This window comes from Sphingobacteriia bacterium (assembly GCA_017304685.1).
In the GTDB taxonomy this organism is placed as follows: Bacteria; Pseudomonadota; Alphaproteobacteria; order Rickettsiales; family 33-17; genus JAFKLR01.
Window position 1 is genome coordinate 1 of the sequence record JAFKLR010000010.1, and the last position, 9,864, is coordinate 9,864.

9 protein-coding genes are annotated in these 9,864 nt (G+C 31.7%); 3 read left to right on the plus strand and 6 right to left on the minus strand.

Annotated features, from left to right (window positions below; all coding sequences use genetic code 11):
- The first annotated feature begins 272 nt into the window (after window positions 1-272).
- A complete protein-coding gene (locus J0H68_09960) occupies window positions 273-1,325 on the plus strand; it encodes a Fic family protein (protein MBN8829018.1) in 1,053 nt (350 codons plus the stop codon).
- Between the two features lie 6 nt (window positions 1,326-1,331).
- Here the strand turns inward: J0H68_09960 and J0H68_09965 are convergent, their stop codons facing one another.
- From J0H68_09965 to J0H68_09980, 4 genes are read right to left on the minus strand one after another with little or no spacing between them, the layout of a single operon-like run.
- Entirely contained in the window at window positions 1,332-2,105 is a 774-nt protein-coding gene (locus J0H68_09965; protein MBN8829019.1) for a hypothetical protein, read from the minus strand.
- Between the two features lie 8 nt (window positions 2,106-2,113).
- The gene (locus J0H68_09970) at window positions 2,114-3,505 is read right to left on the minus strand and encodes a heavy metal translocating P-type ATPase (GenBank protein MBN8829020.1); all 1,392 of its coding nucleotides are present in this window, start codon (window positions 3,503-3,505) and stop codon (window positions 2,114-2,116) included.
- A 2-nt stretch (window positions 3,506-3,507) separates the two neighbouring features.
- On the minus strand, window positions 3,508-5,655 hold the full coding sequence (locus J0H68_09975; protein ID MBN8829021.1) for a heavy metal translocating P-type ATPase: 2,148 nt from the start codon (window positions 5,653-5,655) through the stop codon (window positions 3,508-3,510).
- A 29-nt stretch (window positions 5,656-5,684) separates the two neighbouring features.
- The gene (locus J0H68_09980) at window positions 5,685-5,885 is read right to left on the minus strand and encodes a hypothetical protein (GenBank protein MBN8829022.1); all 201 of its coding nucleotides are present in this window, start codon (window positions 5,883-5,885) and stop codon (window positions 5,685-5,687) included.
- Window positions 5,886-6,035: 150 nt separating this feature from the next.
- On the opposite strand from J0H68_09980, the gene J0H68_09985 reads away from it, so the two are divergent.
- Window positions 6,036-6,233, plus strand: coding sequence for a hypothetical protein (locus J0H68_09985; protein ID MBN8829023.1), 198 nt, complete (start codon window positions 6,036-6,038; stop codon window positions 6,231-6,233).
- Between the two features lie 104 nt (window positions 6,234-6,337).
- Here J0H68_09985 and J0H68_09990 read toward each other — a convergent pair whose 3' ends face one another.
- Window positions 6,338-6,871 carry a DUF2231 domain-containing protein gene (locus tag J0H68_09990; GenBank protein ID MBN8829024.1) on the minus strand — a complete coding sequence of 178 codons (534 nt, stop codon included), beginning with the start codon at window positions 6,869-6,871 and terminating at the stop codon, window positions 6,338-6,340.
- 16 nt (window positions 6,872-6,887) lie between these two features.
- Window positions 6,888-9,146: a multicopper oxidase domain-containing protein gene (locus J0H68_09995; GenBank protein MBN8829025.1), complete on the minus strand. Its 2,259-nt coding sequence runs from the start codon at window positions 9,144-9,146 to the stop codon at window positions 6,888-6,890.
- Window positions 9,147-9,235: 89 nt separating this feature from the next.
- Between J0H68_09995 and J0H68_10000 the strand changes: the two genes are divergently transcribed.
- The coding region (locus J0H68_10000) for a hypothetical protein (GenBank protein ID MBN8829026.1) at window positions 9,236-9,864 on the plus strand (629 nt) is incomplete at its 3' end.

A 9,864-nucleotide genomic window follows, 5' to 3' on the forward strand; every position in this document is an offset into this window, starting at 1 on the left:
ATTTAATACATATGGTTTGTAAGTAATATAACTTAATATGACACCAAATTTTGTAACTTTGATTGTGGAATAAGTTTTGGTACTTTAGAATACTGTTTTTTAAATATAATTATATACTGAAATTTAAAGTACCAAAAACGATCGTTTTTTACACATTCTAAATTACAAAATTATAATGTGGGTATTTATAGGTAAGTATATAGGTATTGACATTTGGGTACTTTCGGGTAAAATAGAGGTGCATATAGGTAGCCTTGTAGGTCAAAAATAAAATGTTTGATATTAATAAAATTATAATTACTTCAGAAATGCTTTCGTTAATTGCTGAAATCGATGAGTTTAAAGGGGCATGGCAATTATTAGGTAAACTCCATCCAGAAAAATTATATGAATTACGTAAAGTCGCAACTATCGAAAGTATTGGTTCTTCTACCCGCATAGAAGGGGTTAAATTGTCAAACCAAGAAGTAGAGCAACTTCTTTCAAATTTAAACCAAGCTTCTTTTATATCTCGTGATGAGCAAGAAGTTGCAGGATACGCTTTAACCTGTGACGAAATTTATCAATCTTATGAATATATGACTCTGTCTGAAAATTTAATTAAGCAATTAAATAATTGGCTATTAAAGTACTCTGATAAAGATCAAACCCATAAAGGGGAGTACAAAAAAATATATAATAATGTTGAAGCATTTGATGAAAATGGAAAAAGTTTAGGAATTATTTTTAAAACTTCCCCTCCTTTTGAAACTCCAATAAGAATGCAAGAATTGGTATTCTGGACTCAAGAACAACTTACAAATAAAACTTTACATCCTTTACTATTAATAGGAATATTTGTTGTAACATTTTTAGCAATTCACCCATTTCAAGATGGTAATGGTAGGTTATCAAGAGTACTTACGACCTTACTACTTTTAAGGTCAAATTACTCATATGTACCATATAGTTCCTTAGAAAGTATTATTGAACGTAATAAAGAAAGTTATTATTTAGCTTTAAGAAAAACGCAATCTACCTTAAAAAATGATGCTCCAGATTTTACTCCTTGGTTATTATTTTTCTTAAGATCGCTTCAAAAACAAAAAATTCATTTAGAACAAAAGGTTTTAAGGTTAAAAGCTTTGGAATTATATATGCCTGAATTATCGAAGCAAATCATCACTTTGCTAAGTGAGCATTCTAAGTTATCTATAAGCGAAATAACAGTGTTCACTAATGCTAACTATAATACAATTAAAAAACATCTTTCAAAGTTAGTAAATGAAGGTCAAATAATCAAACATGGAAAAAGTAAAGCAACTTGGTATACGTTGTTTAATTAAACTATCTTAAAACTTACCAAATAAAAATATGTAATCTGCTATTTTCATAGTATTAAAATTATAATCTTCTACTTCAAGATTACCAATAACTGTAAAGTTCTTATAATCTTTTGTTAATGCAAACATCATTAGTGAAGGTGGGCATATTTTAGGGTCAAGTTTTAATGATAATGGAATCAATCTTTTTTCAAATCCGTTATTAATAAATGCCTTTTGCAATACTAATATTATAGCCTCACTACACATTAATCCTTCTTTTGAAATAGTAAAATTTAATAGTTTTTTAGAATCAAATAAGCTATTTTGAATAGATAATTTTATCTCATTTGAATAAGCAGCCATTGACTCATTCCAAGACTTCATTAATTTGTTTGTTTTATTATTAAAAAATGGCTCTTCTTTTAGTAACTCATGTATTATTTCCAGAAATTGCTCTTTAATTTTTACATTATTTATTCGTATAACAAAATAGTGATAACCCTTTTGTTCTAATTTTTTACTAGATTGTATATGAGTTTCAGTAAATTTTTTGTATGCTAAATGATTTGTAGCATGGGCAATTTTAATACCTTCAGGGTTATAACCACCTTTAGTTACTATGGCTACATGACATGCCGTTTCTTGTGTATTAATATTTTTCCAAAATATTATATCGCCAATTAATAAATCTTTAGCTTTAATTATTTTGTCTAATCTTTCTATACTAGCATAAGAATTGTCTATAAAGTTTAATATTAAGTATATAGTCAAAGGTATTATTTTAAAAAATTTAATTGTCATATCAAGAATTATCCTAGTCTAAAGTTCTTTAATCTAAGCGAATTTACTATTACTGATAGCGAGCTAAAGCTCATTGCAATACTTGCAAATATTGGGCTTAACAATACTCCAAACCAGGGGTATAAAATACCTCCTGCCAAAGGTACTCCAAGTATATTATAAATAAAAGCAAAGAAAAGGTTTTGCTTAATATTACGAATAGTAGCTTTGCTAAGTTTATAAGCTTTGATTATACCGCCAACATCACCCTTAAGTAAGGTAATACCTGCACTTTCTATAGCTATATCAGTACCATTTCCCATGGCAATTCCTACATTGGCTTGAGCTAAGGCAATAGCATCATTAATACCATCTTCTGCCATAGCTACAATTTTACCTTGAAGCTGTAGGTCTTTAATAACTTCTGCTTTACGGGCAGGGGTAACTCCCGCTTCTACATTGTCTATCTGTAGTTTCTTAGCTATAGCTAAAGCAGTAGTAAAATTATCACCTGTTAACATTATAATGTTAATATTATTCTGGCTTAAATCTTTTATCGCGTTATAAGCCGAAGATTTAATAGGATCCGCAGTACAGAACAATGCTTCTATCTTACCTTCAACTCCAAAGAACATAACAGTTTGGCCATCACTTCTCATTTCAAAAGCTAGCTTATCTATTTGTACTATATTGTTAACTTCTTCATTAAATAATTTTAGATTACCAAAAGAGATATCTACTTCCTCAATTGATCCTATTACTCCTTGCCCAGTAATTGATTGAAAATTTTCTACTTTCGCTAGATTGATATTCTTTTCCTTTGCGGCATTAACAATTGCCGCAGCCAGTGGATGCTCACTATTTTGCTCAAGGCTTGCTGCCAAGTAGAGCAATTTACTTTCATTGTATTCACCAAGAGATTTAATCAAAGTTAGCTTAGGCTTTCCTTCAGTTAAAGTACACGTCTTATCAACCACTATAGTATCAATCTTAGTGAGTAGCTTTAAACTAGAAGCATTTTTAATTAAAATTCCTAATTTAGCTCCTTTTCCAGTAGCAGCCATACTCGACATAGGAATGGCCAGCCCTAAAGCACAAGGACATGCTATGATTATCACTATTGGCACAAAATAAGCTGATGTTAAATCTGCCAATTTTTGGATTTGCATTTTACTTTTTTGAGCTTTTGATACTATCTCAACTATTTGTGCAAGTACTGTTTCTTTACCTATACGTACTGCTTTAACAATTATACTACCATTACCATTCAGAGTTCCGCCTATAACTTTATCTCCTATGTTCTTATATACAGGCATTGATTCGCCCGTTAACATAGATTCATCTATACTACTGTTACCTTCTATAATAATGGCATCCACTGGTATTTTCTCACCTGGCCTAATTCTAATAAGGTTACCTATTGCTACTTCTTTATATCATTAAATTTAAGTAATCTTAACCCATTAAGTACTACTATAAGGCTAGTACCCATATCAGCAAAGACTGCCATCCATAAGGTAGCCTTACCAAGTAATGCTAAAATAAAGAATACTAACTTGGTGCTAATTGATAAACTGATATTCTGAACAAGTACTTGATATGTTTTTTTGCTTAAATTAATAAAATATGGGATTTTTTCTAAATTATCTTTCATCAGAGCGATATCGGCAGTCTCTAAGGCAGTAGCCGTCCCAGCTGCTCCCATAGCAAAACCAATTGAGGCTTTAGCTAAAGCTGGCGCATCATTAATACCATCCCCTACCATTCCTACTGTTTTATATTTTGCAAGTAGTTTGTTCACCTCAGTAAGCTTATCCTCAGGTAAAAGACTAGCATAAATCTCACTTATACCAACCTTTTTAGCTATTGTAGCAGCAGTAACAGGATTATCTCCGGTAAGCATTATTGGGTTAACTGCTAAAGCTTTAAGCTCTGAAATTACATTATGAGTATTTTCACGCAAGCTATCAGCAACAGCTAATATCCCTATTGCCTGTTTTTCATTAAATAGAATAAGTGTAGTCTTACCTTCATGTTCTAAACGTTCAAGAATAGCTTCCACTTCAGTACTACACAAACCTTTTTCTTCGATAAGACGATGATTACCTATATAATAACGCTCACCTTGCATAATTCCCCTTACACCTTTGCCAATAATTGCAGAAAATTCATTTATTTCCAGCAGTGGAGTTTTATCATCTTTTTTACGCCAGCTAGCTACTACTGCTTCGGCTATAGGATGCTCTGAATGACTATCTAAACTCGCTGCTAGAAATAATATTTCTTTTTCATCTACTCCGTTAATACTCACAATATCAGTAACTGTAGGCTTACCCTCAGTTAAAGTGCCGGTTTTATCTAAAGCAAGTGCTTTAAGCTTACGTCCAAGCTCTAAATAGGTACCACCTTTAATTAGGACTCCATGTTTAGCAGCCGAAGCAAGACCACTTACTACTGTTACCGGAGTAGAAACTACTAATGCACAAGGACAAGCTATTACAAGTAGCACTAGGGACTTATATAACCATGGCAAGAAAGCAGTATCGTAAAATAAAGGGGGAATAGCGGCTATCAAGATAGCTAGTACTACCATAATGGGTGTATAATATTTAGCAAATTGATCTACAAATCTTTCAGTAGTAGTTCTTTCAGATTGGGCCTGTTTAATTGCACGTGCAATCCGCGCAATAGTAGTATTATTGGCTCTAGTTGTGACTTTAAATTCAAATGATCCTTGTTCGTTAATAGAACCTGCAAATACTTGATCCCCAACACTCTTACTTACAGGCATAGATTCACCAGTAATCGGTGCTTGATTTACACTTGTACTACCATTAATAATTACACCATCTAAAGGAATACGTTCACCTGGTTTAACCCAAATTATTTGCTCAACCTCAATTGAATCTATAGTTTGCTCTTCCCATTCACCCTGCTTATTTTTTACATTTGCGCTCTCTGGAGTTATTTCAATTAAGCTACGTATAGCATTTCTAGCCCTATCTAATGAATATTTCTCAATCATTTCAGCTACAGCAAACAATACTGTAATCATTGCGGCCTCAGGCCATTCTCCTATTAAGGCTGCCCCTGTAATTGCTATTACCATTAAGAAGTTGATATTTATGGTAAAATTACGTACAGCTATTAAACCCTTTTTGATCGTCTCTCTGCCACTAAGCAATATGGCAACTAATGCTAAAGCTATTACTAAACTTGAACTTTCGCTATTGGTTTTAAAGGAAATAATTTCAGCTGAAAAAGCCATTATCCCTGAAATTGCTAACAATCCCCAGGCTTTATACGGTTTGTCCGTTGAAGGCAATAACTCATTTTTTGCATGATCAACTGAACAGCATTCATCAATATTTTTAGGTTGCATCCCAATTTCTTGTAATGCTTTAATAACAAGTTCATCATTAGGCAAGTTATGAATAATAGTTAACTGCTGATCAAGTAAGTTAAATTCTAGTGAAGTAATTTCTGCCAAAGAAGAAAATTTCTGTTTAACCAAAGCTTCTTCCGCTGCACAATCCATGCCAGGAATTTGTAATATAATTTTTTTTACCATTTCTATACTCCTTTAATATACTTTTATCATTATACAGCATGCTTATGCTTTTTCCTTTCTCTTCTCTTTTTAAGTACTTTTACTAATAAAAATGGACATACAAGGATAGGGATTACTAAAGCTGACCAAATAGCTAACGGCGAGCGCAGGTTAAACAAGTAGATAGCTATTAATATAGATAATATACATATAAAATGCTGATATTTATTTTTTTCGTTTCCACACATCATAGTTTGCCTCATGGTTATAATGATCATCATATTAATAATAATCATATTTATTAACAAATTAAATAATTATTTACATAACTTTGAATAAATGTAATGATTAAAGAATCTTTTCTCCTTAAAGTACTAACAATTAAACAAGAGGATATTTATATGAGCAAAATTTTATTAACAGCACTTTCAGTATTATTAAGCATTAATTTAAGCTATGCTAATGAGGACCATAAAAAGGATCAAGATTCTCATAAAGAGCATTCCAAGGAAATGGATATGAAGAATATGGACATGAAAGATATGGATCATGATAATATGCCGGAAAAAGAAAATACCCAAAATAACGATAATAAGTAATAATACTGAATAATAACTCGTTAAATGTCTCCGTAAATATAAAGGGAGTAGCTTAAAACTACTCCCTTTATATTTTAGATTATTTGAGGTTAAGCAAAGTTTTTCTAATGAGAGTGTGGCTTCATATCATGTCCTTTTTCATCACCATGCATCCCTGGTGATTCATTGGCATTATGCTTATGTGAATCAGTATTTGGTAATGACATAACCCCAAGTCCGTAACGATATACTGCTTCTCCACCTTTAAAGCCCGTTACTGATAGAAGGGTGGTGGCAACAATAAGGCTTATCATAAACAGTTTGTTTAATTTATCATCTTTTTTATATAGCTTTACTGACCATATTGTTAAAATAAGGAAAAAAATAGCAGTTACTAATGCCCAGTTTTTATGGTCAGTCATAGCTGCATGTGATGGTTCATCATGAGCTACTGTATTATAGGCATAAAACCCCATAGCAATAGTACCAAATGTAAATAAACACCCTACCCAAAGGTTTATATAAGCTGCATTTAAAAGTTTTTCCTTATATGTAAGATTTGCAAAATTTGCTAATATAAACAGTAAAGTTGAAACACTAAATAACGCTATTGTAAAATGCACAAAGACTGGATGCCAGTTAGGAATAATTTCAGGCAACATGATTTTTTCTCCTTTAAAATTTTATTGATAACCCAATTCCAAATTTTTCTTTAGAATCATAATTACCAGAGATATAGAGCTTCTTAGTTATAGAATAATTAAGACCTAATCTATACTCGTTATTACTATTCCATTTCCAGTCAAAATCCGTACGATTGGTTAACTGATGTTCATTAGTTAGGCCAAAACGTAATTTGCCTTTTGAGTCTAAGCGCAAATCGCTTTTAATTAATAAGGGTAGAGTATATTCAAAACCTATAATGGCTTTATTAGTAGTCTCACCAGCTTCCTTGCTAAAACTGCCTCCAACATACGCACCAAAGAACTGCGAAGTAAACCTCTGATATTTAATTTCGGCTTCATAATCTTTGTCATAATTATGTTCTATATCGAATAATAGATTGTCATTATTTCTGGTAAATTTATTGCTAAAGCTAGCTAGGTTTGAAAATCCTTCAAGCCTGTTAACTACAAACCACTTATTACCATGGTCTTTTGAATGGTTTCTAGAGTGGTTAGAAGAGCTTTTATTTTGTTCATTTTCAGAATAACTGACAATACCACCCATACCTAGTTTCATATGGTAAAGATTATGACAATGAAAGATCCAATCTTTTTCTTCATTGGCATAAAACTCGATTGTTGTAGTTTCATAAGGGGCAACATTAACAGTATGCTTTAATGGGCTTACTTTACCTTGACCGTTTAATACTCTAAAGAAGTGTCCATGTAAATGAATAGGATGATGCATCATAGTTTTATTAACTAGTCTCATCTTCACATTCTCACCTTTTTTAATAAGAAATTTATCAGCTGCATACATAGGTGTATCATTAATAGTCCATACATAGCGTTCCATAGAACCAGTTAAATTAAGGGTAATTTCTCTAGTTGGATTATTTTTAGGAAGGGTTGAATCTGATAACGACTTAAGGGCTTTGTAGTTATCCAAATAAGCTATATGTGGTAATTGAGGAGCGACTTTTGGCTTACCTTCTTTATGTCCTTTATATTCCATTTTATCCATGGCTTGCATATTATGAATTTCATGTGCAGAGGCTTGTTGTGGTTTTGAATGATCCATATTAATCATATCATCCATTTTCTTAGCTACTTTAGGAGTATCATTAGCTTGATGCTGATCATGCTTTTGAGGTGGTGTATTACTATTCATACTTGTCATATCATGACCTTTTTCGCTAGAAGAGCTTTCACCCATACTACTCATATCGTGCATACCCGACATGTCCATATCCATAAGTACTAAATTAGGCTTGGGGATAGTTGGGGCTGCAACCAATTTTCCTGAACCAATTCTAGCAGTGGCATATCCTGTGCCATCTTCTGAAGTTGCTCTAAACTCATAAGTTTTATTATCTGGTACTGTAACAATAACATCATAGGTCTCAGCCATAGCGATTCGAATTCTTTGAGCGGTAAAAGGTTTTACTTTCATGCCATCTGCTTCAATAACTTTCATAGTGCTGCCGGAATACTCCAAGATAAAATATGAAGAAGCTGCGGCATTAATGATCCTTAGTCTTATTTTGCTTCCAGGTTTTGCTTTACTTAAATCTAATGACTTTTTGCCATTAATGAGAAATGCATCATAACCCACATCAGACATATCCATAGGACCCATACGAGTTACTGCATTCTTTACTCTTAAATCAAAAGCTTTGTAACCATTGCTTAAAACTTTATCCCAAGATTGCACCGAGTCTTTCTTAAGTGCATAATAATCAGGATCTTTTTTAATATTGGCAAGTACTTGTTCGGGATGTTCATCGGTCCAGTCTGAAAGTACTATTACCTGTTCTTCATCATATTTTTCTGTTTCCTTCTCAGGATAAAATATCATCGAACCATAGACACCCTGTTGCTCTTGTAGTCCTGAGTGAGAATGATACCAATAAGTACCTGAGTGAGTTACTTTATATTGATAAGTGAAGCTCTTACCTGGGTGAATGGGCGGAGTATTTATATAAGGAACGCCATCTTGATCATTCGGTAGTAATATACCGTGCCAATGTATTGAGCTTTCTTCATCCAGCTGATTATTAACTGTTACTCTTAAAGTATCCCCTACTTTTGCTTTAATAGTAGGACCCGGTATAAAATTATTTATTGCTAAACCTCTAACCTCTTTACCACTATAATTTACCGCTTTATGGTTAATATTAAGGATATATTCTACTGTTTTAGCATTAGAATAATTGTTAAATAAAATAATATAGGCTGTAGGCAGTAAATATAATATTTTTTTAAGCATGAAAAATTCTTTATTAGTTTATTATTTTATTATAATATACGTAATAATTAAAAAATGTCTAAATATATTTGATAAGATTTAAGGTTATCATGCTGAAAAAATTATTTTTTATATTATTTATAAATTTTCTACTATCTTCTTGTATTGTTTTCAAAAGTACTAGGCCATCATTACTACAAAATAATAATGTTTCATTTTATAAAATAAATCAGATAGTAGAAAAATATCCTCAGCTTCCTTGGGACCAATTTACACAAACATTTTCAAAAAAAAACAATAAATATAAACCTGAAGACATGAAATTTATGTTATTAAAAGGTGGTTACTCAGAAGACACACTTTTTAAAGTTAATTTATTATCTAAGAATTATATTTTAAGGTTTATAGATTTAAACCGAGCAAAAAATGATCGTGATTTTATTATACAATCTTTTGTATGGGCAGGTTCAAATAATTTTGGTCCAAAAGTTTATCTTTATGATAAAGATTCAACATTCCTACTTATGGACTTTTTAGAAGGTAAAACCTTGGAATTAAAAGATACTAAAAATGCAAGTATTTTAAAAGCATTAGGAAAAACTTTATTTAAAATACATAATGCACCTAATCCAAAATCAAATATTCGACAAATGAGTCAGTTTACTATTGGAAGAGATTGGTATTTATCAGTTAAGAATACTAAGCGTAAACATTTTGGACCTAACATCCTAAAAGTCGC

What these genes read in the sequence shown, in the direction of transcription:
- J0H68_09960 (MBN8829018.1), top strand. Translation starts at nt 273, where the DNA reads ATGTTTGATATTAATAAAATTATAATTACTTCAGAAATGCTTTCGTTA.
- J0H68_09980 (MBN8829022.1), bottom strand. Translation starts at nt 5,885, where the DNA reads ATGATGTGTGGAAACGAAAAAAATAAATATCAGCATTTTATATGTATA.
- J0H68_09975 (MBN8829021.1), bottom strand. Translation starts at nt 5,655, where the DNA reads ATGGTAAAAAAAATTATATTACAAATTCCTGGCATGGATTGTGCAGCG.
- J0H68_09965 (MBN8829019.1), bottom strand. Translation starts at nt 2,105, where the DNA reads ATGACAATTAAATTTTTTAAAATAATACCTTTGACTATATACTTAATA.
- J0H68_09985 (MBN8829023.1), top strand. Translation starts at nt 6,036, where the DNA reads ATGAGCAAAATTTTATTAACAGCACTTTCAGTATTATTAAGCATTAAT.
- J0H68_09995 (MBN8829025.1), bottom strand. Translation starts at nt 9,146, where the DNA reads ATGCTTAAAAAAATATTATATTTACTGCCTACAGCCTATATTATTTTA.